Below are 24,312 nucleotides of genomic sequence, written 5' to 3' on the forward strand. Positions count from 1 at the left end.
TCTTTTTCGTTTGTGTTTTATGCAATGCAAAATTAACAATTTAAAAGACCTATTATGAGGGAGCTCTTTAAAAAGCTTCGAAAATATGAAATAAAAATTCGAAAAGCTGTTAACAATCAAATGCAGGGTGATTTTCATTCTGTATTTAAAGGTTCAGGTTTGGAATTTGATGATGTGCGCCCATATCAATACGGAGATGATGTGCGAACCATCGATTGGAATGTTTCGGCCAAAGGACATGGCACCTTTGTTAAGACCTTTAAGGAAGATAAAGAACAAAATGTTTATTTTTTGGTGGATGTGAGTGCATCTCAGGAAATTGGTCTGGAAGGCAAGCAGAAATCCGATATAGCCAAAGAGATTACGGGTGTTTTGTGTATCTCTGCCTTAAAAGAAGGGAGTCAGGTTGGCATGGTGGGCTATTCCGACCAAAGAGAATTATACATAAAACCTGGTAAAGGACAAAAACATGGATATTATGCTATTTCTAAACTATTTGATTTAACTCCAAAGTCCTTAAAAACAAGTTTAGATAAAGGTCTTTCCTATTTATTGGGATTGGTTAAAAGAAGAAGTGTTATATTTTTGATTAGTGATTTTGTGGATGAAGGCTATGAGCATCATTTGAAAGCATTGGCTCGTAAACATGATTTAATTGTCATTCATATTAAAGATAAATTGGAAACTGATTTGCCTATGTTGGGCATAGTTCCGATAAAAGATAAAGAGACTGGTAAAACCAGATGGGTGAATACTTCAAGTGCGTCATTTAAAAGGCATTTTCAACAAAAAAATAAGGATCATTCTTCCGAATTGAGAGATATTTGCAAACGTAATCAAGCAGATTATTTACTGATCGATACGCAGGAAGATTATACCTCTAAATTAATTAAACTATTTAAAATCAGGAATTTAAGCAAGAAAAAGGCATGAAGAAATACGGGTTGAGCTTAATTTTCAGTCTTGCATTTATTATAAATTTATTCGGGCAAAAAATCGAGCCAAAAGGACAATTCCTTCAGGACAGTATGGCAATAGGAGAGCCTGTGCAATACAGCTTGAGTGTGAGCTATCCAGCTGATTTTCAAATTTTAATGCCAGATTCCTTATATGATTATACTCCTTTCGAATATACTCGAAAGCAATATTTTCCTACTAGAACTGATAGTGTTCAAAGTTTTGATAGTGTAGTTTATACTTTAACATCATTCGAAATTGAAAAAGTCCAGAAATTAAAGTTGCCTGTTTTTATTATTCAAGGAAAGGATAGTACTGCACTCTATGCCGATTTGGATTCTGTGTTTTTAGAAGAGCAGATCCAAATGGTGAGCGATAGTTTGCAAATGAAAACAGAGACTACCATCTCTAAACTAGATAAAGATTTCAATTATCCTTATTTGATTGCTTTCCTGATTGCTTTAGGCATAATTATTCTGCTAGTCATTATAATTTTTGGCAAGAAATTTAGAAAAAAATGGCAAATCTGGCGATTGAACAAACGCCATAAGAAGTTTAGAATTTCATTTGAAAGTAAATTATCCTCAGTAGGTGATATGCCAGTGGAGAAAATTGAAAAACTACTTTACACCTGGAAAAAGCATGCTGAATTTATCTCAAAATCGCCTTATGCTAAGCTGACCAGTAAGGAGATTAATCAAATGCAACAAAATGAAGAGTTGTATGAAAATTTAAAGTCAATTGACAGAACAATTTATTCTTCAAAAGGAAGGGAGAATGCCACGGAAGCTTTCAAATTCCTCTTGAATTATACCGATGTTATTTTAGAAGAAAGAATTAAAGTGATCACAGATGGAAAGTAATAATTGGTTTAGTTTAGATTGGTTTTTCCCTGAAAGGCTTAAAGCTTTTGAATATGAATTTCCTATGGCTTTTTATGCCATGATTGCTTTGCCTATCATTTACTTATTGGTAGAATGGTTAAAAAGTAGGTTTAGTCCTAAAGTGCCAGTTGCTTTCAGAGGGGAAGGAATTGGTTTTCAGTTTTCTTCTATTCTCCGATTTATTCCCTTAATTCTTTTATTGTTTTCAGGATTATTGATGTTGCTGGCTTTAGCCCGCCCACAACAAACTAATGAGCGCGTTGAGCAGTGGACTGAAGGAATCGATATCATGTTAGTGTTGGATATTTCGGAATCCATGAAGATTCAAGATTTTACGCCTAATCGCTTGGAGGCTGCTAAGCAAGTTGCCAATGATTTCATAGATGGTAGATTTCAAGATAGGATAGGGTTGACCATTTTTAGTGGGGAAGCTTATTCCTTATCTCCATTAACTACGGATTATAAAATGCTAAAAAATCAGATTACGGATATAGATTTCAAAATGATGGAAGCTTCAGGTACTGCTATTGGAAGTGCCTTGGCTGTGGGAACTAACAGAATGCGAGAATCAGATTCAAAATCTAAAGTTTTGATTTTATTGAGTGATGGGGATAATAATGCAGGAAATATTGATCCGGAAACGGCTGCCAAACTAGCCAATGCTTATGATATTAAAATTTATACTATTGCAATCGGTAAAGAAGGAAAAGTACCTTATGGAAAAGATTTCTTTGGAAGAACCCGCTACATTGAAAATTCAATGGATGTTACAGGCTTAAAACAAATAGCAGAAATTGGAGAAGGTAAATTTTACCGAGCCACTGATAATCAAGCTTTGGAAGAAGTATTCAGCATTATTGATGAATACGAAAAAGCCGAAATCAAAGAAACTCGCTATAAGGATACCAAAGACTATTATGATGTCTACCTAAAATGGGCGATAGTGTTTTTCCTTCTGTGGATGCTGACTAAGTCGACTTATATTTCTAATGTTTTAGTGGATTAGGTTAGAGCTCTTGGATTGTTTTAAAATCGAAAAGCAATATAATGCGGTATTAAAAATCGCTATAATTACTATCCCTTTGGTCTAACCTTTAAATCCTATCAAAGAAGTAAAGGAAGAAGTTTAGCAGTTCCGATATCTTGGGATAAAATCAATAAATGAAACTAAATTAGGAACTGAAAATGTTATCTTTACATAAATTAAACATTAATTATGGGTACAGCTCAAATTAGAGAATTACTTCATGAATACATTAACAAAGCAGATGAACGTCTGATCAATTTAATGTATGCCATGGTTCAGGCAGATCTTAAAGAAGATGGCTATGATTTAAGTGAAGCGCATAAAAAAGTATTAGATGAAAGATTAACAGCATATCAAGCTAATCCTTCCGCTGGATCAAGTTGGGAAGATGTTAAAAATCGCATTCGTAATAAATTATGAGTTATAGCTTAATTGTCAGGCCAGAAGCTGAGCTTGATATATTAGAATCGTCTCAATGGTACGAAGATAAACAGGAAAATCTAGGTGTACGTTTTTTAGATGAGGTTGAAGAAAAAATTCATTTAATTACTCAAAACCCATTACATTATCAAGTCAGGTATAAAAATACCCGTTTAGCTTTAATAAAGCATTTTCCGTACGCCATCCATTTTATTGTAAATCAGCAAGATATAATTGTGTTAGCAGTACTGGGTACTCGGGAAGACTCTGAGAAATGGGTTTGACCTCAGATCTTACCAATTTTAGAAAAATCAACCCTAAATACAGTTCAGAAGGAATATGCTGGTTTAAAAACAGAGTTGTTGGAAATTGAATTATTGTGCTAAGCGCGTGTTTTGCTTCGCAACGCGCGCTATGGGAGTCGACTTATATTTCTAATGTCTTGATGGATTAGGTTAGAGCTCTTGGAATATTTTAAAATCGAAAAGCAATATAATGCGGTATTAAAAATCGCTATAATTACTATTCCTTTGGTCTAACCTTTAACTCCTATCAGAGGAGCTACAACAAGGCGAATAACTCCAAGTACAAAGACAAGGAAGAGGCAAAAAACTCACTTCCAAACCTCACCACATAAAAACTTCAACACCTATATAGGCTTAAAACTCTCAAAAGCTTCACCGCAATTATTGCAATGATGCAATGACCTACAAAGCGTTGGCCCAAAAGGAGATTTTAAAGTAGTATTAGTGCTGTCACAATTAGGACACTCTGCATGTTCAATGATGTCCAAATCTTCAATGACATTATTATGAACAGGGGGAGGAGCAAGCCCAAATTTCTTTAGAGCTTTCTTACCTTCATCTGAAATTAAATCAGAACTCCATGTGGTTTTCAGATTTAAGTTGACCGTATGATTATCTATACCATTTTTATTGAGCACATCCACCACATCCTGCTTCATATAATCCATAGCAGGACAGCCAATGAATGTGGGAGTCATATTGACAGTCACATGATCGTTTTCGATTTCAATCCCCGTTATAACGCCTAAATCTACTAATGAAATAACAGGGATTTCAGGATCTTTCACCTCTTTCAACAACTCTATAATTTTATCCTCAGTTAATGTCATTTCAAATATGGTTTATAATTAAATTCTAGCTCCACAATTCCTCCAATTGATCACCAATCCGCTGATGGATCCACTCTAAATACTTCACTCATCTCTTCTACCAATGGTTGAAGATGCTCTGTATGTTTGCCGTATCTTCCGCCATAAACAGGTTTAACCGTATCCCAATCAGGTAATTTTAAGCCCGCTTGCTCTAATACTATTGCAATATTCTCTTTCCATTGCTCTTCAATAGCTTTTTCTCCAGGATAAACTCCAGCTTCTATGATTTCATTTTCGAATTTAGAAGGTTCAAACACACCTAAAGCATAAGGTAAGGCTTCATCTAAACTCTTTTGAAGTCTCTCATGAGCTTCTTCATTAGCTGTAGCCAATTGCTTAATCCATGTATTAGCATGCATGACATGATATTTGATTTCACCTTTCAGTTTTCTTGCAACTTGAGCTACTTCCTCAATTGGGCAATCTGCTAACATGCTAAATCTGATGTAATCCGCGTGGTCAAATAAGAAATGGCGAATTAAGCTGAAATCATATTCACCAATGGGCAACTCCACAAACTGACTGTTATGAAACTGATCGGCATTTCTTGTGAAAGCTACAGTATCAGGATCTTGCTCGCCCAATTCATGTAATAGATTATAAAATGCTAAGCTTTGGCCCACTTTATCCTGTGCCATGGATGAGAATGCAATATCTTCTTCCAATAAAGGACCAACTCCTGTCCACTCGGAATTTCTATGGCCTAAAATCAATAAATCATCCGCTATTTTATATAATAAATCTTTTAATGCTTCTTCAGTCATGGCTTATGCGTTTTGTTCTGCTTTAAATTTCTTGATTTTATCGGTTGCCTTGTAATCCATGGCATCACGGTATTTTTTATCAGGAAGTGTTTCCCATATATCGGCAAAATCTTCACCTTCAATTTTCATGAATTGCTTAGTTTTAGCTACCCAAATATTTAAAACTGATTTTTCTTCCTGGAATTGGCTTTTAGCTTTAAAAAGAGCCTCTTCATAGCATGTAGCATCTAAACTGCCCACATGTGCATGTTGCTTTCCTCTTTTTTTCAAATGGAAAATCTCATATTTCTCAGAATCTCCTTTTTCAGCTCCTTCCATTATTTCTTCATGAATGAAGTCGTAAATATCTTCATCATTTTCGGTGATAGGAGATACTTTAACATTATTAGTGTTCACTACCCAAACTCCAGAACAGCTCATTCCTCTTCGGCTGAATTGCTCTTTGGCAAATAAAAATGCCATATCTATGGTTGGTGCATGCACTATTCCTTCATGCTGATAAGGCTTGTTTTCCTTAGGCTGAACAAATACTTCAAAAGTCACAAACTGATCTTTGTTTTCTTTTGAAGGAAATGTAGTACCAAATTCAGCAGGTATATTTAATCTGTTGATCCGAGGATCTAGTGAGTTTAAAAAATCAGACATTGTTAATTAATAATTAGTAATTAAAGATTAATAATTAAGAATTGATTGATTACCTAGTTTCGTAATTAAACAATTCCTAAATCGTAATTAAGCTAGTGGCGCTACGTATTCTTCACCTTTTGTTTTAGCAGTTAAAGCTCTTCTTACCCAAGCACCTCTTTCTTCTGCAGTTCTTCTAACAGCTAAACGTTCTTTATTACAAGGACCATCACCATTAATTACTCTTTTGAATTCTTCCCAATCTGGCTCAGTAAATTCCCATTCACCTGTTTCAGTATTCTTTTTCAAGTTTTCATCTGGAATAGTTAAGCCTAATTCCCAAATTTTTGGAACATACATATCCAAAAACTGCTGACGGCATTCGTCATTAGTCGCCATTTTCACTTTCCACTTAGTTAAAATCTGAGTGTGGGTTGACATTTTATCGGAAGGGCCAAAGAAGTGCATCATTGGTGGCCACCATCTATCTACAGCTTCCTGCATCATTTCTCTTTGCTTTGGGGTTCCTGTAGCTAAGTGAATAACACAATGGTGTCCGTATTTTAAGTGGAATGATTCCTCAGCACATATTCTATCTAATGCTCGACAATATGGACCATAGCTACCTCTAGCATTCGCTAATTGGTTTACGATAGCGCCTGCATCTACTAACCATGAAATGAAACATGAATCTGCCCAAGTGAAAGTAGGATAGTTGAAGATGTTGGAATATTTAGATTTTCCTGTGATTAAATCTTCGATCATTTGTTCACGGCTTTTGCCTAATGTTTCGGCAGCACCATATAATAACTGTGCGTGACCAACTTCATCCTGTACTTTTGCCATTAAAGCTAATTTCCTTTTGAAACCAGGAGCTCTGGTAATCCAGGTTCCTTCAGGCAAAGCGCCAATGATTTCAGAATGACCATGTTGTTCAATCATTCTGATCAACTGCTTTCTATATAGCTTAGGCATCCAATCATTAGGTTCAATTTTTTCACCTCTTTCAATTCGAGCTTCAAATTCAGCTAATTTTTGTGGGTCTTCATCTTTTAGTAATTCATTGTTTACTGATGAAGATTCAAATACTTGTCCGCCTCCGTACATAATTTTTTATTTTTATAATTTCCAAATTTAAAACACAAAAAATTGTCAGTTGTTACTGCAATTGATTGTATTGTTGCCTAATGGGCATTGTTCATGATCTAATTTTCAGTCCGTTAATGAAAACATCTGTTACATTCTCAGCTATTTCCTCTGGACTTAATTTACCTTCAGGTTTATACCATGAAGGCATCCAGTTGATGGAAGAAAGTAATGCTAAAACTGTAAATTTTGCATCCATCTTTTTAAAAATGCCTTCCTTATGACCATCAATTAATATTTGTATAAATTTATTTTCGTAATTGTTGCGCATTGCCAAAAAATCTTTCAGATATGATTCACTTAAATGTCGCCACTCTGAAAAGAATACCGCACTGGCAGCACTATCTTTCGTTAATACTTTAACATGAGAGATCACCGCTTTCTTTAATTTTTCATCTGCACTTAATTTTTCTAGTTCAATTTTTTCTAATGACTGAAAAAAATCATTTGCCATTTGAAAACAAATGGTTTGCAGTATTTCTTCTTTAGATTTTATGTGAGAATATAAGCTTGCTGCTTCAATTCCTATATAGCCTGCTAAATCGCGCATACTAGTTGCAGCATAGCCTTGCTTTTGAAAAAGTTGAGTAGCTTTTTCTATTATTTGCTGCTTTCTATTTACTTTAGTCTTAGTAATCATTTTCCAAATATAATAAACAAACGTTCGTTAGGGAAATATAGTTCAAAGAAATTTATCGTCTATTTTTCTTAAACTTCCATAAAAGAATATCTCAATTCATTTAAATCTGATAATTATTTATAAATTAAGCTAATTGAAGCCAAATCAATAATTATTTTAAATCCATCTTAAAATATCCAGCAATTAGAAAATGTTGAATAGAAGTATATATAAACTACTAATTTGTTTCATTCTTACTTCCAATTTTGTCTCTGCTCAACAGGAAGATACGATCCAATCCATAAATAAAACAAGACTTGGGATTTCTGCTGGATTAACGGCTACTGCATATACTGCAGGTATTTTGTATTTATCAGAAGTATGGTATAAAGATCATGAGCGTGTTCCTATGCATTTTTATAATGATAATGCAGGTTGGAAGCAGATGGATAAAGTGGCACATGCTTACATTGCTTATCATCAGAGCAGGGTCGGTTATGAAATGCTGAAATGGAGTGGTGTAAATGAAAATACAGCTATTTTTTTGGGTGGTAGTTTAGGGTTTATTTTCCAGCTGCCCATTGAAATATTTGATGGTCTTTATGAAGGATATGGTTTTTCTTGGGGAGATGTATATGCTAACACGGCAGGGACTTTATTATTTATTACACAACAAAAATTTGCCGATGAGCAAGCTATTAAGTTTAAGTTTTCATATTTTCCTACTTCATACTCAAAAATAAACCCGCGAGTATTGGGTGAGAATGCATTAGAAAGCTTATTTACGGATTACAATGCCCAAACTTATTGGCTAAGCTTCAATCTCAATAGAATCATTCCAAATCAAAGAATACCTGATTGGCTAAATTTGGCAATTGGTTACAGTGCTGGTGGTATGTTGTCAGAATTTGAGAATCCCAAATGGATTCAAGGAGAGAGGGCTCCAGTAATAAATTGATATCGGCAATTTTTCTTATCTCCTGATATTGATTATGCCAAGCTGAAAAGCAAAAACAGTTTTTTAAATGGAGTATTGGAGGCTTTGAATTTAACTAAATTTCCTGCTCCTGCGCTGGAGTACAGCACTGAATATGGCTGGGTATTCCACTTTATTCATTTTTAACACTATTTTCTAAATTCTTGCTGATCGTGAAAATAAAGGTGCTTCCTACTTCTGGTTCTGAATCTACCCAAATTTTGCCTCCATGTATTTCTACTATTTTTTTACAATTTGCTAGGCCTAATCCAGTTCCAGGAAATTTGTCTTTATGCAATCTATGGAAAATAGTAAATATTTTTTCTTTGTATTTAGGATCAATTCCTATACCATTATCAGCCACTAAAAATTCCCAGTGCTGATCTTTCTCATTTGCTTCAATTTTAACTTCAATGTCTTCTTCATCTTTTTTGAATTTGATAGCATTAGCAATTAGATTTTGAAGCAATTGTTTGAATTCTATTTCATATCCGACTATTTCTGGTAAACCATTATAAATTACCTTTGCTTCATTTTCTTCTATTAATTGACTAAGGTCTCTCTCTAACTCTTTAACTAATTCTTTCACAGAAAAAGCAGACATTTGCTTTCCTTTACCTATTTGAGCGTAATTCAACAAGGAATCTAACAAAAGCGCCATTCTTTCAGAGGAAGTTTGAATATGGGTCAAAAATTCCTGTCCCTTTTCAGGTATAGATTCTTTATACTTGCTAATGGTTAAATGCGCAAATGCTTGCATTGATCTTAAAGGTTCTTTTAAATCATGAGCTATAGTATGAGCGAACTGATTGAGCTCTTCATTTTTCTCTTTCAGGACTTTCTGAGCATCTAACATTTTTTGATTATCCTGATTTACAATTTCGTTTAGTTGCCTCTGTTGAATAATGATTTTTTCTAACTTTTTAAATATTACTTCAAAACAAGCAACAATAATAATGCTTAAGAAAATTAGGTTTACCACAACTCCAAACCATGTGGTGATAGATTGTCCTTCTGAAATTGCTAAAGAAAGCCATTGAAATTCAATATTTAAACCAATTAAACTTAAAATTATTGAATTAATCAATATCAATAGATAGGCTACTTTACCAGAGTGAATAAGGCAAGTAACAATAGTAACTGTAAACAGATACATTAATCCAGGTCCTTCTAATTTCAATTCAAATAATAAAGTCCATGAAATTATAAATAGAAATGAAACCAAAATTAATTTTCTGGTTTCAATTTTGATAGGTTTGATAAAGGCTAATACTAATAAAATAAGAAAAGTAAGAGCATTTAATATAGCGAGATTAATAAAACCTGTTTGATAAGAGGCGAAAATGCCAGGGACAATTGCAATAGGAGAGAAAACTAAAGTATATAATACTATGTAATAAAATAGCTGATTACGGTAATATGATAAGTTCTGTATTGCTTTTTGTTGACCCAGAATTGTTTTAGCCAACCTAATTTTATACTCCCCCCAGTACTTCATCAGAATAATTTAAAAAGTGATAAATTAGAGTATTAATATAGTTTAAAAAATCTTCTTTATGAAGTTATATAATCCTTAAAAATGTAAATGTAATGTATCATATTTGAATTATGATATAATCTATTAATTTATAGCTATTTAAATAGTAGGCTTGAATATAAATCACTTTAAATTTATCCTAAACTTACTTTTATATGAATTTATAAAAATGTGATAAATCATTACTTTATGTGAATAAATCTTTATAATTACATAAGTTTTAATTATATTTTTATAGTAAAGCCAAAAAAGTATTTTTTAATTAATAATCATGTCCGTAAAACATAAGTTATTGATATTTTTCACTTTATTTTATCTACCTTATTTAGGTTTTAGTCAAGGTTGTAGCGATGCGGGGTTTTGTACTATGGGTGCAATGAAGCCTGCTCAAGATTTCAATAAGAAAATCCCTGTAAAGCTTCGTTCCATTGGATTGACTTTATATGAAGGACAAACTAATACTTCTCCAATTATTCGTGCTGCAATAGTTGACTTTGGATTGCTAATAGCTGGTGAATATGATTTACAAGTAAAGGTTCCCTATATGAGGGTAGATGGTAATTTTGCCAGCACTTCAGGCTTAGGTGATATTTCTTTAAGCCTAACTAAAAATCTTCACTCAACGCCAGAATATAATATTATGGGGACTTTAGGAGCTAAAATCCCTACCAATAGATCAGATTTGAGACCACCCGATAGACAATCTGTTTTACCTATGTATTATCAAACCTCTTTGGGAACTTATGATTTTATAGCAGGCGGAACATATATTAACAGAGAATGGATGATTTCTGCTGGATATCAACAACCTATTATTCATATAAATGAAAATACATTTGAGCCTACCGAAGCTAAATGGTCTTGGTATGAAGGGGGAATGGATTATGTGAGAAAGCATGATGGAAGTAGAATGTTGAAAAGAGGAGCAGATATCATGATGCGTTTTGAACGGAATTTTAGAATGTCAAGACTGAACCTTAGTTTAGGATTACTGCCTATTTATCGCATAACTAAAGACCAGGTCTTGAATGATAATGATGAATATGTGAAATTGGACGGAACTACCGGTTTAGCACTTTCTGGATTAGCTGGTGTGAATTATAAATTCAATGTATTTTCTAGCATTCAGTTAATATATGGTCATAAAATCACCGATAGACCCGTTAATCCAGATGGTTTAACAAGAAAACATGTCATAAATTTAAGCTTTAACTACAATTTTTAGCAATGCTTAAGTATTCAATTTTTTTAATTCTATTTTCTATTTCAACTTTTTCCTTTGGGCAATTATTATCTGAGGATTACCATAAAGCAATTAGTGAGTCAAGAAGTAATAATATTGATCAATTGATTAATCAAGTAAAGAGTTTAGAGTCTTCTCTAGAAAATAGGGCGTTGATAGCAGAACTCTACTTTTTGAAAGGAAGAAATGATTTGGCGAAAGATTTATTGGAGCAGATTCTGAATAAAGAAAGTAATTCAATTTCCAAAAGCTCTGAAATTCACGCTCGGCTTTTAAAGAATTATGGTCTTTTATTATGGAATGCAGGTAAAGATGATCAAGCATTGGAGTATTTGCGGCAATCCTTAAAGTATTACGGACAAATAGAAGGTATCGGTAAAGTAAATGAAGCTGATTTATTTAATAATATTGGTTTGGTGTTTTCTCAAACTAATGATGATGAAGCCATTCGAAATTATGAAAAAGCTTTAGAGATTTATGAGACTGATGTAGCAAAATATTTAGATAAAATAATCCAGATTTCCATTAATATCAGTTTAGTAGAAGTAAATCAGGGGAATTATGTGAATGCTCTCCGTTTATTGAATGAAGCATTAGGTAAATGGAATGAAGCCCATCAAAAGGGATTGCCAACGGAAGGATTTATAAAAGCAAACATTGGCGCTGTTTACCTGAATACAGATCAATTTATTTTAGCTGAAGATTATTTTAATGAGGCAAAAGAAATATATCAGCAGAATTATGGGACTAGGCATTCGGAATTGGCTAATGTGTTTGCGCAGCTGTCAGAATTGAAATTGAAGCAACAAGAATATGAAGAATCCCTTTCTTATATACAAAGAGCTTTAAAAGCGAATAGTTTTAAATTTGAAAAGCTTCAATTTACATCTAATCCGAAAGCTGATGATGTCAATAATTTAGACCTTCAAGTAGTATTACTTTTACGGAAAGCCAGCATTTTAGAAAACTATTATTTTGGGTATTCACTTAAGAGAGATCATTTGATTTTTGCACTAGATGCAATTGATTTAGCTGATGAATTGTTGGTTAATATGCGAGCTAGTACTAATAATAAAAAAGATCTGTTGGATTTAAGTGCTCTTTCAGCAGAATTGTATGAAGATGGTCAACGAATTTCATTACAATTAGATGATGTTACACTGCTAGGGGATAAGTATATACATAAAGCTTTTTCTTATTCTGAGAAATCAAAATCCTCTATGCTTTATAATGCTGTTATTGAAGCAGAAGCCAAAAGTTTTGCCAGAATTCCCAATGAATTATTGGAGAAGGAAAAATCATTGACAAGTCAAATGGCTTATCTCAATAATCAAATTTCACTAGAATCGGATCAAATGGAATTAAACTATTTGAGAGATCGATATTTTCAAGTGAAAAGCGAATTTCAAAAATTTATTAACGATTTAGAAAAAGTATATCCAGATTATTTTAATCTAAAGCATCAGAACAAAGAAGTAGAAGTCACAAATATTCAAGAAAAATTAATGTTAGGTGAGATCATTTTCGAATATTCCATGGCACCAAAAACGAATGAAATATATCTCTATACAATCACCAAAGATGATTTTTCCTTCAATAGGATCTATTTCAAAGATGAAATTATCAAATATATTAAAGCATACAGAAATACTATGGTCTATAATCTGCCGGGTAGTTTTAAGGAGATATCTTTCAGTCTTTTCAACTATTTGTTTCCAAAAGGAATTAAAGGAGATATAAATAAACTAATTATTGTTCCTGATGGAGAATTATCAACTATACCGTTTGATGCTTTAATTCAGAATGAAATAAAGGAAAATGATCAGGCATTTTATGAATTGGATTATCTGATTCAAGATTATGAAATCAATTATGCTTATTCTGCTAGTTTATATAATAGTCAGTTTAACAAAGAATATGTAAATGAAAGTTTGTTGATCTCACCTGTAGAATTTGGAAATGAAATTCCTGCTTTGCCAGCATCAGAGGAAGAAGCGGAGCATTTTATATCCTGGAGTGAAAAACAACAAATAGAAGTCAATGCGCTGGTTAAATCTTCCGCTACAGAGGCGAATTTCAAAAAATCTGATTTAGAAAGCTATCGTTTTATTCATTTGGCTACCCATGGAACCGTAAATATGGAATCTCCTGATTTATCAGGAGTTTATTTTAAACAGACTGAGAATGGAGGTCTTTCTGAAGATGGGATTTTGTATGTTGGAGAAATTTATGGTTTAAGCATAAATGCTGAATTAGTAGTTTTATCAGCTTGCGAAACAGGCTTGGGTAAGATTAATAGGGGAGAAGGTGTGATGGGATTGGGTCAGGCCTTTGCTTTTTCCGGTGCTGATAATTTGATTTTATCTTTATGGAAAGTAGCCGATAATTCAACCTCTTTTTTAATGAAATCATTTTATGATAATCAATTAGATGTAAATAAAGCTTCATTTTCAAGTTCACTTAGAAAAGCTAAACTTGATTTAATCAACTCAGATTACAGTGCTCCTTATTATTGGGCACCATTTATTTTGTGGGGCAAATAAAAATTACGCATAAAAAAAGCCTTTTGCATTACTACAAAAGGCTTTTAAATTTTTTTAAGGAAAATTAATCAGCTTCCACAACTAGTGAAATCTCTTTTTTCACTTCTTTATGTAAGTCGATATTTGCTTTATATTCTCCTAATTGCTTTATATCTCCTGAGATTGCAATTTTCTTTCTGTCAATATCAAAACCTTTTTCTCTCAAAGCTTCAGCAATTTGAACAGTAGTTACTGCACCAAATATTTTGCCACTTTCTCCAGCTTTAGTTTTAATATTCAAAGTCAAATCACCAATTTTATCAGCAATTGCTTGAGCATCATTCTTCAATTTCTCTGCTTTATGAGCAGCTTGACGAATATTTTCAGCAATTTTCTTTGCGTTTGAGTTATTAGCTATGATAGCAAATCCTTGAGGGATTAAATAATTTCTACCATATCCGGGCTTAACGTTTACTGTATCATTTTTATAGCCCAATCCATTTATATCTTGTGTTAAGATTACTTCCATTTTTATAAATATTTTTGGGTTAATTATTTTAATGAATCAGTAACATAAGGTAATAAAGCAATGTGTCTTGCTCTTTTTACTGCCTGCGCCACTTTTTTCTGATATTTTGCACTTGTTCCTGTAATTCTGCTTGGTAATAATTTACCTTGCTCATTTACAAACTTCAATAAGAAGTTAGGATCTTTGTAATCAATATATTTGATACCGTATCTTTTGAATCGGCAATATTTCTTTTGATTATCCTGCTTTTTCTGGTTAATTGGCTCGTTATGAAGTGTCATTTCGCTACCTCCTCTTTTTGTTCTTTAGGTTTATTAAATGCGCCTTTTCTGCGTCTTTCTCCGTATTCTATAGCATGCTTGTCTAAAGCTACTGTTAAGAATCTCATGATTTTCTCGTCTCTTCTATACTCCAACTCCAGTGCAGCAACAACTTCAGGTGTCGCCTTAAATTCAATTAGGTTATAGAAACCAGTGCTTTTATGCTGAATAGGGTAAGCTAATTTTTTTAAGCCCCATTGCTCAACATTAATGATTTCAGCCTTTTTGTCCTCTAAGACTTTTCTGAACTTGTCGACAGCATCCTTCATCTGTGCATCAGATAAAACGGGAGTAAGTATGAATACCGTCTCGTAATTGTTTAATTGCATTGTATAAATATTTAAATTGAAGCGCAAAAATAGTGATTTTGTTCTTATTCAGCAAAACTTATATGAAAGTTTCTTAAAAATATCATTTTGGTTACAACCTTTAGTCTAGTTCCGATGTCTTTTGACTACTTATAAAATTTTATGAAATACATTTTACCTATTCTATTTATATCTATTGTTGCATTTGGCTGTATGGACATGGATGATGCTAGCCAAGATTTGTGTATACCTGTTATTTGTGGAAGCACTCAGGCTGATAAAGTAAGTTTAGCCATTTACAATGGTAGCGGTATTGATTTTGATTCTTTTTATTTTGATATAGGAGGCCAATCAGATTCTACTGGATTTTTGCCTTTACAACAATATACATGTTGGTACAATTATGATACGCTTAATACAGAGTATTTTATTGCTTCTGGAATTTCTGAAAATGTATCCTTTACTTCAGACACTTTATGGTTAGAATCAGAATCGGAAAAATTCACCAGTGGAGTTTATGTTTTAGAAATTCTACGTTCAGATGATAATAAATTATCATTTGATTTCCTTGAAGAATTTGATGGGGGATGTAAAGATTTACAATAATTTTCTGTTTACTCAACTTTTTTGAACATAATAGGTTTTCTTATTATGATGAGAAAGCTATTCCTTTTTTTTATATCACTTCTAATTCTTGCTGTTCTTTTAGTCCCTTCGCAGTCTGATTATTTTCAACGTCTTGAAAATGATTATAGAAATACTCATCATGCTAACTTATTAAATAAGGAACTTTTACGAAAGGTGGGAGAATTTGAATATAGAAATCGATTGCTATTCAGTCAGTTTGATTATAGTTTTGGCAATATTTCAGTTTCTTATTATGGGTTTTTAGATATTATCTTTTTTAAAAGCTCTACGATCAAAGAGCAGGAGAGTCCTGAAATTACTGTATAAAGCAGTTATTTGTTACACCATCTTTTTTCAGCAGAGATATTTTTTCTATTTTTAAGGCTGATTTTTATCATATATTTTAAATAACATATTTTCTTCTATGAATATTTTTTCTCGCTTACAAAGAATTGGCGTTCGTGACAATTATCCTGAATATGGAAATGCCAAAATCAGATTAAGCAATATGGCAGCATTATTTATTATGGTTTTTGTTGCTGTACCTTTCTCAGTAATAGCTTATTATTATGTACCTGAATTAATTATTATTCCTCTTTTAGGTATTTTAGTATTGTCTTTAGTTTGGGTATTTAATAGAATTGGTGCTATTTATTTGGCTAGAATTTTAGTAGCCGTAACCCCTTTGCTTTTGGCTGCTACTTTTACAGCCAACTTAATGAATGGTAATGATTTAAGACCATTAGTTTTGTATTTAATCATGATTTCTTTTTCTATCATTCCTTTCTTGGTGTTTGATATAAGAGAGAAAAAGTATTTAATCATTTCAGCAATTCTTAATTTCTTTATTTTTAGTGGGGTTGAATATCTACCGTTCCTTTGGGTAGAAAATGTAAACTTAGATTTCATTACGGAAGGATTTCTATTTCAACTTAATTACTTAGTTGCTTTCCTATTGACCTACGTGGTTGTATTTCTTCTTGCTTTTTTTAACTACAAGTCTGAAATAAAAAGCCAACAGCTAATTGAAGACAATAAAAAACAAACTGAAGAGCTTCATGAGTCAGAGAATGTATTGAAAAAGAATTTAGAAGAAGTTCAAAAAGCTCAAGAAGAAGAGAAAAATCGTGCTTGGGTAACTGAAGGATTAGGTCGAATTAATAATTTGACACGTCAATTTGATGATCCAGCAGCTTTATCTAAAGAAGTGATTAGTGAAATCGTTAAATATGTTGATGGCAACCAAGGAGCAATTTATTTGGTGGAAAAAGAAGAAGAAAATGATGAGCCCTTTATGGAAATGAAGGCTGCTTTTGCTTTTGGAAGAAGAAAAGCCATTAAAGATAAAGTTATGCCTGGAGAAGGGTTAATTGGTCAGTGTTTTCTTGAAAAAGATATGATTTACTTAACTGAAGTTCCTGATGACTTTGTTAGGATCAAAAGTGGGTTAGGAGATGCCCCTCCAAAAAACATTGTCATTATGCCTTTGATGACGAATGAAAAAATTGAAGGAATCCTCGAGGTTGCCTCATTTCAGGTTTTGCCTGATTATAAAGTAGATTACCTCAAAAAACTAGGGGAGAGTTTAGCAACATCCTTTAGTATGAATAAAATTAATGCTAATACCAAGCGGTTGTTAGAGCTTTCGCAGGAGCAAGAAGAACAAATGCGATCTCAAGCTGAGGAGTTACATCAAAATATGGAGGAGTTGCAGGCTACTCAAGAGGAAATGGAGCGTAAGAATAAAGAGACTGAGGAACAGAATCAGCAATTGCAGCAACAAGAGGAAGAACTTCGTCAGAATATGGAAGAATTAAGTGCACAGTCTGATGAAATGGAAATTCAAATGAAGGAGATGATGAAAATGCAGTCAGAGATGAAGGCTCGTGAAGATATTCTGAATGAAACTACCATTGTTTCAGAAGCGGACTTACATGGTACTATTACTTATGTAAATCAAAAGCTGATTGACACTGCGAAATATTCTAGAGAGGAAATGATAGGCAAAGGTCATAATCTATTCCGACATCCTGATATGCCTTCCGAAATATATAAATTAATGTGGGATACTATTCAATCTGGGAAAGTATTTAGAGGTATTGTGAAGAATCGGGCTAAAGATGGTTCTGTCTATTGGGTAGATGCCACCATATCACCAGTGTTAGATGCTGATGGTAAGCCAGAAAAATACATAGGAGTTAGATATGTAATAGAACAAGAAGATGTTGCTCAGAAAATGTTTGATAAGCAACTAAAAAAATTAGGATTGAAATAATTTTTCAATTGAAGTTATAAACATATCCCAAGCTCGCTTCTGAAAAGTCTGCCTGACCGAAATTTGCATTAATATGAGCCGAAATATATACATTATGTTTGGGCTTTTTTGCGGTATTAATAAGATATAATTTTAGTCCCATTCTGCTCGGGAATATTTTTTTCAAAGTATACTTTATACTCTCAGTATTTTCATAATCCTTTGCGAAATGATAATAAAAAGGTTTAGATAGATTAATACCTCCTTCAATTGAAATCCCCACATGGTATACTAAATATTCAATTCCCATCATGAAAAAATGATTATTAGGGTGAACATTTAAATCCTGTAATTCTGGACTGTTCGCAATTGAATCAGCATAATGTTGATAATGTCGTGTTCCAAATCCTGCATACCACCTGAAGTGTTCTCTGAAGGTGAAACCAACACCTATACTGTTGCTAAATACCAATTTCTTTTCTCCTCCAACAGGTGAAGTCGTACTTCCTAATTCATGTATACCAATTCCGCTTCTTGCCAAGAGAAATAAATTTCTGCTTTTAGGGATTTTTTCTTTATTAAAATTTGATTTTCGCAATCCATTAGGAGTGAGGGCTATTGAAAATACAGCAGAATTGAGACCATAATTCGGTAATTGTGTATGACCATTAGAGGAATGATGGTAGCCAATGCCTAAGCGGATATTTTTATTTTCTGTTATGCTTAAGCTTCTATAATACATCCATTGAAAAGCCCAGTTCAAATGACTTCCTATTGATTGGTTTAGTTCGTTTTGCTTGTGGGTTTTGGTAAAATAAGAGGCGCCAATTCCCCATTGGAACATGCCTTTTTTTAAGTTTAATCCTAATACAGGCATAAAATTTATTTCATTTCCATAAACAAATGGATTGCCTAATCTATGAAAACCAGCTTGAAAACCTAAAAGGGGATATTTGTAATATAGATTTGTTTTATTTTCTTCAGTTGATTGTTTATAATAAGTGACAGCCAATCCTATTCTTGGTCCAAAGGCTGGGCCATTCATATAATTAGGTACGATTGAACCGCTTAAGATTTCAGGGATAAAGTAATTTTGCTGCTGTGAATATACTGGTGACTGTAGTAAAAAAATACAGAAAAAAGCAACAGTTATACTTTTCAGATTCATTAATTTTAATGTTAATGCTGGCCTAGTTAACTATGAATTTTTCTTTACCTATCAAGTAATCGTCTGCATATAGCTCTAATTGGTAAACACCTTCTTCATATTCTTCACCTCTATCATAAATAAAAGAAAGCTCTTGCTGAGTATTATCAAAAAGGATCTCTTGCTTTGCAGTATAGAACATTTCTTTGCCATTTATCATAAAAGAACCTGAACCTGTTGCTACATCAAATAAGGCATTTCCTACGGGATTAATAACTCTTAAAATGATATCTTTCCCTTCTGGTTGCGCAACACTGTTTTCAGCTAAATTGAATTGAATTTTTAATTTTTCAATATGCCGTGGCTTATATTCTTTATCATCTCTTTCACGTCCTCTTGAATTAACAGCAATTATTTTAATATTTTCAGCCTTTAATCTTGAAGCAACTGCAACTTTATCTTCTAATTCTTCTCTATTATTTCTTAGTCTGGAAATACTATCATTCAAAACATTTTTTTCAGATTTTAAATCAGTGTTTTCTGTTAGTAACTTCTTATTAATAGCTTCTAATTTTGCAATTTTTTCATCCTGAAGGTTTAATAGCTCTTCATAACCTCCTACTTTGTCTTTATATTGCTGAATTTGATTTGCAGCCCAATTATTAGACTTCTTTAACTCTTCTTTTTCAGATTCTAAATTTTTTCTAATAAGCTGAAGTTCAGTAATATCTCCACCTAACGACTCTATTTCTGCTATTTTCAAATCTAGTTGACTGCTTATACTGTCTAATTCACCGTAGGTCTGCTCTAAGTTTGCTTGTAATTGCTCGTTTTCTTTTTCAGAATCTAGATAAAATTTGACACCAATAACAGCTACAATTATCACTATGAAAGCAATGATAATCATATTTCTTTTTGAGTTTTTATTCTCATTTTCTAATTCACTTAAATTAGAATTTTTTGATTCCTCTGACATGATAGGTCGAACTTTTTAATAAATTTACAGATGAAACTATACTATTGAACTACAAATAGTATAATTTCTACGTTAAATACAAACTGCAAATTTAAACAAATATTATATTTTACCGCATGGAGTTAAATGAATCTTACTGGACTAGCAGATATAAAAGTAATCAACTGGGTTGGGATATTGGATATCCATCACCCGCTATCACTGATTTTATGGATCAAATTGAGGATAAAGAGGCAAAAATCTTGATTCCAGGATGTGGAAATGCATATGAAGCAGCCTATTTATGGAAAAAAGGATTTAAGAATGTTTGTTTATTAGATTTTTCTCCAATTCCATTACAGAAATTTGCAGAAGAAAATCCTGAATTCCCCAAAAATCAATTATTAGAGATCGATTTCTTTGAAGTAAAAGGTGATTTCGATTTTATAATAGAACAAACCTTTTTCTGCGCTTTAAATCCTGAATTAAGATTGAAATATGTAGAGAAAATGGTGAAACTCTTGAAACCTGATGGTCTTTTAATAGGATTATTATTCAATATTCCCCTTAATGATGATCATCCACCTTTTGGAGGAGATCAGAAGGAATATGAGCAATTATTTTCTAAATATTTCGAAATACAAAAGATGGAAACAGCTTATAATTCTATTCCTGAAAGGCAGGGGAGTGAGCTTTTTGTGAAAATGAAGCTAAAGAATCAAAAATCCAATACATAATGCTGCTTCTCAAAATCGGGATTGAAGAATAGCAAGCCGGCATCAAATAAATCGATACTAGAACTAACTTCTTTTCTTAACTTTAAATCTTCCCAAGCTTTTTTCATGCCAGCCGACCAATGGATATCATCCATAATATAAATAGATTCAGTAGCCAAATAGGGTAGAATGATGTTGAAATAGTCAATACTGGCTTCATAAGTATGATTAGCATCAGCATAGACTAAATCGATTTTTGAATTTGAGTTTTGAAGCATTTTAGGAAGTAAGTTGGCAATATCTCCTTCATGATAAAGTATGTTTTTATGTTTTGCGTTGACTTCTTTTGCAATCTTCAAAGCATTTGGATCCGCCTCAAAGGTGAAAATGTTAGCGGAAGGATTTGCTTTAGCTAAATAAGAAGTATTAGTCCCTAAACTAGTGCCTAATTCTAGTATTTTTTCAAATTTATTATCATCGATTAAGTGGAACAGGAACTGTGAAAATTTAGGACTTGACAAGCTATTTTTTGCAATAGACTTTACTTTTCTAAACTGAGATTTATCTACTTTTGAACCTGCACCCAAATCAACTATTTTAAATTCAGTGTCATCTCTTAATAAATCCTTTCTGTTATTTTCTATGCTTGTCCATTCCTTTGATATGGATTTATTCTTAACAATATTCAGATAAAAATTATAGAAAAAAGGGGAGTGGAGTGAGTGTTCGTCAGTCTTTAGATGGAAATATCGAAGGTATTCTTTAAGTAAAAAGAAATTCAATTTATCTGGATTCTAAAAAGAAATTTTACAAATTTTTCGAATGAAGCTTTGATTGTCAGGCTATTACCCGACAGGGTATATTTAGTTGAGTTTATAGGGTACAATCATATTAAATTCAGGAATTCTTACTTCAATTAATTGTCCATCTAACATTCTTTCCATTTGATAGGAGCCATGCATTTTCCCGTAAGGTGATTTTAAATTACATCCTGAAACGTATGTGTGTTTTTGACCTGGCTCTAATATAGGTTGCTGACCAATTACGCCTTCACCTTCTACTTCTTTTATTTCAAAGCCAGCATCATGAATAAACCATTGTCTTCGGAGCAATTGTACAGTTTGGTCGCCTTTATTTTCAATCTCCACTTTATATGTAAATACATAGTGAAATTGAACCGGACTGCTGTATTCCGGTTGGAATTCCGTTTCAACGGTAACGTGTATGCCTTTTGTGATTGACTGAACCATAATGTAAATATAAACAAATCAACGCTGCAACCGCATGAATAGTTAATAGATTTATTACATTCGAACAAAACTATTGGCTTTTTACATCTTTTTATAATTTTGTGGAAATTTAAATCAATGGAAGTTAGAATTGAAAAAAGCTGGAAGGAAAAACTCTCAAGTGAATTTGAGCAAGATTATTTTCGTGAATTAGCAAGTTTTGTTAAAACTGAATTTCAAAATAAAACCATATATCCTCCGGCTAACGAAATATTTAAAGCTTTCGATGCTTGTCCTTTTGAAGAGGTGAAAGTAGTGATCTTAGGTCAAGACCCTTATCATGGAGAGGGACAAGCCAATGGTTTGTGCTTTTCAGTACATCCTGGTGTTCCCATGCCTCCATCTTTAGTCAATATTTTTAAAGAACGAAAAGTAGATTTAGGAAAATCCATGCCTCCTAACGGAGATTTGACATCTTGGGCTACACAAGGCGTACTCTTATTGAATGCAACATTGACAGTGGCTGCTAAATCTCCAGGATCTCATCAAAAAAAAGGATGGGAAGAGTTTACTGATGCTGCCATCCAGAAGCTTTCAGATGAAAAAGAGGATTTAGTATTCATTTTATGGGGAGCATATGCTCAGAAAAAAGGTGCTGTAATAAACCGAAATAAACATTATGTAATTGAATCACCTCATCCATCTCCCTTTGCAGCACATCGTGGCTTCTTTGGTTCTAAACCTTTTAGTAGATGTAATGAGTTTTTGATATCTAAAAATAAAGAACCGATTGAATGGTAGTTATGGACTTATCTTTTGATCCATTTCTATACTAATTTTAACACCATTTTTTTGCAAAGTTTCTAAGGTGTTTTTCAATTCCTCAGCTTCCTCTTTTCCTGATGCTTCAAATGTTATCCCTCGCATCCATAGGTATTTTAATTGATTGAGTTTTAACATTTCTGGTGGGAATTTATGGATTTCATTATAAGAGATATCCAAATCTTCTAGATTCTTAAAGTTTAAAATGAATTCTGGGAAACCTTGAAAGTAGTTGTTATGGATATGGAAATCAGTAATAAGTTTTAAATTGGAAATGCTTTCAGGTAAATAAGAAATGCGGTTATGATGCAAGTAAAATTCCTTCAAGAATTTCAATTCTCCTATACTTTCAGGTATGCTGAAGAATCGGTTATGTGCCACATATAATTTTTCCAAATCTTTAAGATTACCTATTTCATTAGGGAGTATTTCAATTTCATTAAAATATAGATCTAGTTCTGTTAAATTTTTCAAATCAAAAATAAATGGAGGTAAGCTGTCTAAATCATTTTTGTAAAATGAAATTACTTTCAACTTTTTTAGACTTCCTAAAGCTGGGTGGATCAAATCACTTTGAATGTCATTTTCTGCAAATTGTAAATCGACTAAATCTTTTAATAAGCCAATTTCTTTAGGAATAGTAGTTAAGTTATTAAAAGATAGGACTATATATTTTAAATTGTTGACAGTATCCTCAGCTAAATTGCTTAGGTCAATATTGTTCCTTGATAGATTAAGATGCTCTAAATTTTGAAGCTTCTCTAGATGAAATTTACTATTTGCTCGAAAGTCATTTCTAGCAAAATCAATTTCTTTTACGTTTTTAAGTTTATGGAAATTTTTGGGTAGAGGAGAGTAAGGGCTATCCCTGTAGACTAATTCTTCAATATTAGTATTCCTTTTAAATTTGATTTGTTTATTTGGAGCGTGGTTATAAATCCTAATGGTTTCCAAACTATCTAATCCAAAGAGTGACCAATTTAGTAGCCATGGAATTTTTTTAACCGATGTATTCACTAATTCAATTTCCTTAAGATTTTTACATTTCAATAATTTAAAAACAGGGAGTCTTTTTAAATCTCTACCTTCAAATGAAACATGAGTTATGGTGTCAAATTGATTTGTTCTATTTAGTTGTTCTATTTTAGTATAACTTTCATTTTGTTCACGGATGTAATATTCAAATTTTGAAATTTGTTTTTGTAAAGTATAAGCGGAATCATAATCAATGTAATTTTCGGAATCCTGATAACTACTATCTACTAAAACTCTTTTTAAAAGTCCATTCCAAGCTTTCCATTCATAGGCTTCAGTCATTATTATTCTATAATGATGAAAATCAATTGAGTCTTGTTTATTATAAAATTTATATGATTTTTGCGCTTTTGAAATGTGGCAAACTGCCATCATTAATGTTATTAAAAAAAGAAATTTTTTCATAAATCAATTTATTTATAACTAAATATATAGTATTTAATTAATAGTTACAAGTTATGTTTTAGATTCCTT

The 24,312-nt window shown here is 32.5% G+C and carries 27 protein-coding genes; 13 read left to right on the forward strand and 14 right to left on the reverse strand.

What is annotated here, in order from left to right:
• Window positions 1-54 precede the first annotated feature (54 nt).
• The 5 genes from QYS49_RS11905 (at window position 55) to QYS49_RS11925 (ending at window position 3,572) form a co-directional block, all read left to right on the forward strand.
• Window positions 55-933 carry a DUF58 domain-containing protein gene (locus tag QYS49_RS11905; protein WP_308347505.1) on the forward strand — a complete coding sequence of 293 codons (879 nt, stop codon included), beginning with the start codon at window positions 55-57 and terminating at the stop codon, window positions 931-933.
• Entirely contained in the window at window positions 930-1,820 is an 891-nt protein-coding gene (locus tag QYS49_RS11910; RefSeq protein WP_308347506.1) for a hypothetical protein, read from the forward strand. The genes QYS49_RS11905 and QYS49_RS11910 overlap by 4 nt, the downstream gene beginning before the upstream one ends.
• Window positions 1,810-2,847 carry a vWA domain-containing protein gene (locus QYS49_RS11915; RefSeq protein WP_308347507.1) on the forward strand — a complete coding sequence of 346 codons (1,038 nt, stop codon included), beginning with the start codon at window positions 1,810-1,812 and terminating at the stop codon, window positions 2,845-2,847. The genes QYS49_RS11910 and QYS49_RS11915 overlap by 11 nt, the downstream gene beginning before the upstream one ends.
• 210 nt (window positions 2,848-3,057) lie before the next feature.
• On the forward strand, window positions 3,058-3,288 hold the full coding sequence (locus QYS49_RS11920; protein WP_308347509.1) for an addiction module protein: 231 nt from the start codon (window positions 3,058-3,060) through the stop codon (window positions 3,286-3,288).
• On the forward strand, window positions 3,285-3,572 hold the full coding sequence (locus tag QYS49_RS11925) for a type II toxin-antitoxin system RelE/ParE family toxin (RefSeq protein ID WP_308347510.1): 288 nt from the start codon (window positions 3,285-3,287) through the stop codon (window positions 3,570-3,572). The genes QYS49_RS11920 and QYS49_RS11925 overlap by 4 nt, the downstream gene beginning before the upstream one ends.
• A 365-nt stretch (window positions 3,573-3,937) precedes the next feature.
• On the opposite strand, the gene paaD is transcribed toward QYS49_RS11925, so the two are convergent.
• The 5 genes from paaD to QYS49_RS11950 all read right to left on the reverse strand — a co-directional run bounded on the left by paaD (window position 3,938) and on the right by QYS49_RS11950 (window position 7,639).
• Complete coding sequence (gene paaD / locus QYS49_RS11930) at window positions 3,938-4,423, reverse strand: 1,2-phenylacetyl-CoA epoxidase subunit PaaD (protein ID WP_308347512.1); 486 nt, start codon at window positions 4,421-4,423, stop codon at window positions 3,938-3,940.
• A gap of 50 nt (window positions 4,424-4,473) precedes the next feature.
• Window positions 4,474-5,229: a 1,2-phenylacetyl-CoA epoxidase subunit PaaC gene (gene paaC, locus QYS49_RS11935; RefSeq protein ID WP_308347513.1), complete on the reverse strand. Its 756-nt coding sequence runs from the start codon at window positions 5,227-5,229 to the stop codon at window positions 4,474-4,476.
• Between the two features lie 3 nt (window positions 5,230-5,232).
• A complete protein-coding gene (locus QYS49_RS11940; protein WP_308347514.1) occupies window positions 5,233-5,874 on the reverse strand; it encodes a phenylacetic acid degradation b in 642 nt (213 codons plus the stop codon).
• An 87-nt stretch (window positions 5,875-5,961) separates the two neighbouring features.
• The gene (paaA, locus tag QYS49_RS11945) at window positions 5,962-6,960 is read right to left on the reverse strand and encodes a 1,2-phenylacetyl-CoA epoxidase subunit PaaA (protein ID WP_308347516.1); all 999 of its coding nucleotides are present in this window, start codon (window positions 6,958-6,960) and stop codon (window positions 5,962-5,964) included.
• A gap of 91 nt (window positions 6,961-7,051) precedes the next feature.
• Window positions 7,052-7,639, reverse strand: coding sequence for a TetR/AcrR family transcriptional regulator (locus tag QYS49_RS11950; RefSeq protein WP_308347518.1), 588 nt, complete (start codon window positions 7,637-7,639; stop codon window positions 7,052-7,054).
• A 190-nt stretch (window positions 7,640-7,829) separates the two neighbouring features.
• Here QYS49_RS11950 and QYS49_RS11955 point away from each other — a divergent pair, with 190 nt between their 5' ends.
• Window positions 7,830-8,576, forward strand: a complete 747-nt coding sequence (locus QYS49_RS11955; protein WP_308347519.1) for a DUF2279 domain-containing protein — start codon at window positions 7,830-7,832, stop codon at window positions 8,574-8,576.
• A 151-nt stretch (window positions 8,577-8,727) separates the two neighbouring features.
• Here the strand turns inward: QYS49_RS11955 and QYS49_RS11960 are convergent, their stop codons facing one another.
• Window positions 8,728-10,092 carry a sensor histidine kinase gene (locus tag QYS49_RS11960; protein ID WP_308347521.1) on the reverse strand — a complete coding sequence of 455 codons (1,365 nt, stop codon included), beginning with the start codon at window positions 10,090-10,092 and terminating at the stop codon, window positions 8,728-8,730.
• A gap of 310 nt (window positions 10,093-10,402) precedes the next feature.
• Here QYS49_RS11960 and QYS49_RS11965 point away from each other — a divergent pair, with 310 nt between their 5' ends.
• A complete protein-coding gene (locus QYS49_RS11965) occupies window positions 10,403-11,356 on the forward strand; it encodes a hypothetical protein (protein WP_308347523.1) in 954 nt (317 codons plus the stop codon).
• A 2-nt stretch (window positions 11,357-11,358) separates the two neighbouring features.
• Window positions 11,359-13,917, forward strand: a complete 2,559-nt coding sequence (locus QYS49_RS11970; protein WP_308347524.1) for a CHAT domain-containing protein — start codon at window positions 11,359-11,361, stop codon at window positions 13,915-13,917.
• Between the two features lie 64 nt (window positions 13,918-13,981).
• Here the strand turns inward: QYS49_RS11970 and rplI are convergent, their stop codons facing one another.
• The 3 genes from rplI to rpsF are packed head-to-tail and all read right to left on the reverse strand — an operon-like array spanning window position 13,982 to window position 15,074.
• Window positions 13,982-14,425, reverse strand: a complete 444-nt coding sequence (rplI, locus tag QYS49_RS11975; RefSeq protein WP_308347525.1) for a 50S ribosomal protein L9 — start codon at window positions 14,423-14,425, stop codon at window positions 13,982-13,984.
• 23 nt (window positions 14,426-14,448) lie between these two features.
• On the reverse strand, window positions 14,449-14,706 hold the full coding sequence (rpsR, locus tag QYS49_RS11980) for a 30S ribosomal protein S18 (protein ID WP_013452439.1): 258 nt from the start codon (window positions 14,704-14,706) through the stop codon (window positions 14,449-14,451).
• On the reverse strand, window positions 14,703-15,074 hold the full coding sequence (gene rpsF / locus QYS49_RS11985; protein WP_296618914.1) for a 30S ribosomal protein S6: 372 nt from the start codon (window positions 15,072-15,074) through the stop codon (window positions 14,703-14,705). The genes rpsR and rpsF overlap by 4 nt, the downstream gene beginning before the upstream one ends.
• Before the next feature lie 141 nt (window positions 15,075-15,215).
• On the opposite strand from rpsF, the gene QYS49_RS11990 reads away from it, so the two are divergent.
• The 3 genes from QYS49_RS11990 to QYS49_RS12000 all read left to right on the forward strand — a co-directional run bounded on the left by QYS49_RS11990 (window position 15,216) and on the right by QYS49_RS12000 (window position 17,955).
• Window positions 15,216-15,659 (forward strand): hypothetical protein, encoded by a 444-nt coding sequence (locus tag QYS49_RS11990; RefSeq protein WP_308347532.1) that lies wholly within the window; start codon window positions 15,216-15,218, stop codon window positions 15,657-15,659.
• 45 nt (window positions 15,660-15,704) lie between these two features.
• The gene (locus tag QYS49_RS11995; protein WP_308347534.1) at window positions 15,705-16,007 is read left to right on the forward strand and encodes a hypothetical protein; all 303 of its coding nucleotides are present in this window, start codon (window positions 15,705-15,707) and stop codon (window positions 16,005-16,007) included.
• Window positions 16,008-16,104: 97 nt separating this feature from the next.
• Window positions 16,105-17,955 carry a PAS domain-containing protein gene (locus QYS49_RS12000; RefSeq protein WP_308347535.1) on the forward strand — a complete coding sequence of 617 codons (1,851 nt, stop codon included), beginning with the start codon at window positions 16,105-16,107 and terminating at the stop codon, window positions 17,953-17,955.
• 4 nt (window positions 17,956-17,959) lie between these two features.
• On the opposite strand, the gene QYS49_RS12005 is transcribed toward QYS49_RS12000, so the two are convergent.
• Together QYS49_RS12005 and QYS49_RS12010 are read right to left on the reverse strand one after the other, a co-directional pair.
• The gene (locus tag QYS49_RS12005) at window positions 17,960-19,102 is read right to left on the reverse strand and encodes an acyloxyacyl hydrolase (protein ID WP_308347537.1); all 1,143 of its coding nucleotides are present in this window, start codon (window positions 19,100-19,102) and stop codon (window positions 17,960-17,962) included.
• 22 nt (window positions 19,103-19,124) lie between these two features.
• Window positions 19,125-20,057 (reverse strand): DUF8428 domain-containing protein, encoded by a 933-nt coding sequence (locus QYS49_RS12010; protein ID WP_308347538.1) that lies wholly within the window; start codon window positions 20,055-20,057, stop codon window positions 19,125-19,127.
• A 116-nt stretch (window positions 20,058-20,173) separates the two neighbouring features.
• Here QYS49_RS12010 and QYS49_RS12015 point away from each other — a divergent pair, with 116 nt between their 5' ends.
• The gene (locus tag QYS49_RS12015; RefSeq protein WP_308347540.1) at window positions 20,174-20,773 is read left to right on the forward strand and encodes a methyltransferase; all 600 of its coding nucleotides are present in this window, start codon (window positions 20,174-20,176) and stop codon (window positions 20,771-20,773) included.
• Here QYS49_RS12015 and QYS49_RS12020 read toward each other — a convergent pair.
• Together QYS49_RS12020 and apaG are read right to left on the reverse strand one after the other, a co-directional pair.
• The gene (locus tag QYS49_RS12020; protein WP_308347542.1) at window positions 20,755-21,534 is read right to left on the reverse strand and encodes an O-methyltransferase; all 780 of its coding nucleotides are present in this window, start codon (window positions 21,532-21,534) and stop codon (window positions 20,755-20,757) included. The genes QYS49_RS12015 and QYS49_RS12020 overlap by 19 nt on opposite strands.
• Before the next feature lie 81 nt (window positions 21,535-21,615).
• Window positions 21,616-22,002 (reverse strand): Co2+/Mg2+ efflux facilitator ApaG/CorD, encoded by a 387-nt coding sequence (gene apaG / locus QYS49_RS12025; RefSeq protein ID WP_308347544.1) that lies wholly within the window; start codon window positions 22,000-22,002, stop codon window positions 21,616-21,618.
• 117 nt (window positions 22,003-22,119) lie between these two features.
• Between apaG and ung the strand changes: the two genes are divergently transcribed.
• Window positions 22,120-22,782: a uracil-DNA glycosylase gene (gene ung, locus QYS49_RS12030; protein ID WP_308347545.1), complete on the forward strand. Its 663-nt coding sequence runs from the start codon at window positions 22,120-22,122 to the stop codon at window positions 22,780-22,782.
• Here ung and QYS49_RS12035 read toward each other — a convergent pair whose 3' ends face one another.
• Window positions 22,783-24,243, reverse strand: coding sequence for a leucine-rich repeat domain-containing protein (locus QYS49_RS12035; protein WP_308347546.1), 1,461 nt, complete (start codon window positions 24,241-24,243; stop codon window positions 22,783-22,785).
• Window positions 24,244-24,312: the final 69 nt, after the last annotated feature.

Origin of the sequence: Marivirga salinae, from assembly GCF_030503855.1 — a bacterium.
Classification (GTDB): Bacteria; Bacteroidota; Bacteroidia; order Cytophagales; family Cyclobacteriaceae; genus Marivirga; species Marivirga salinarum.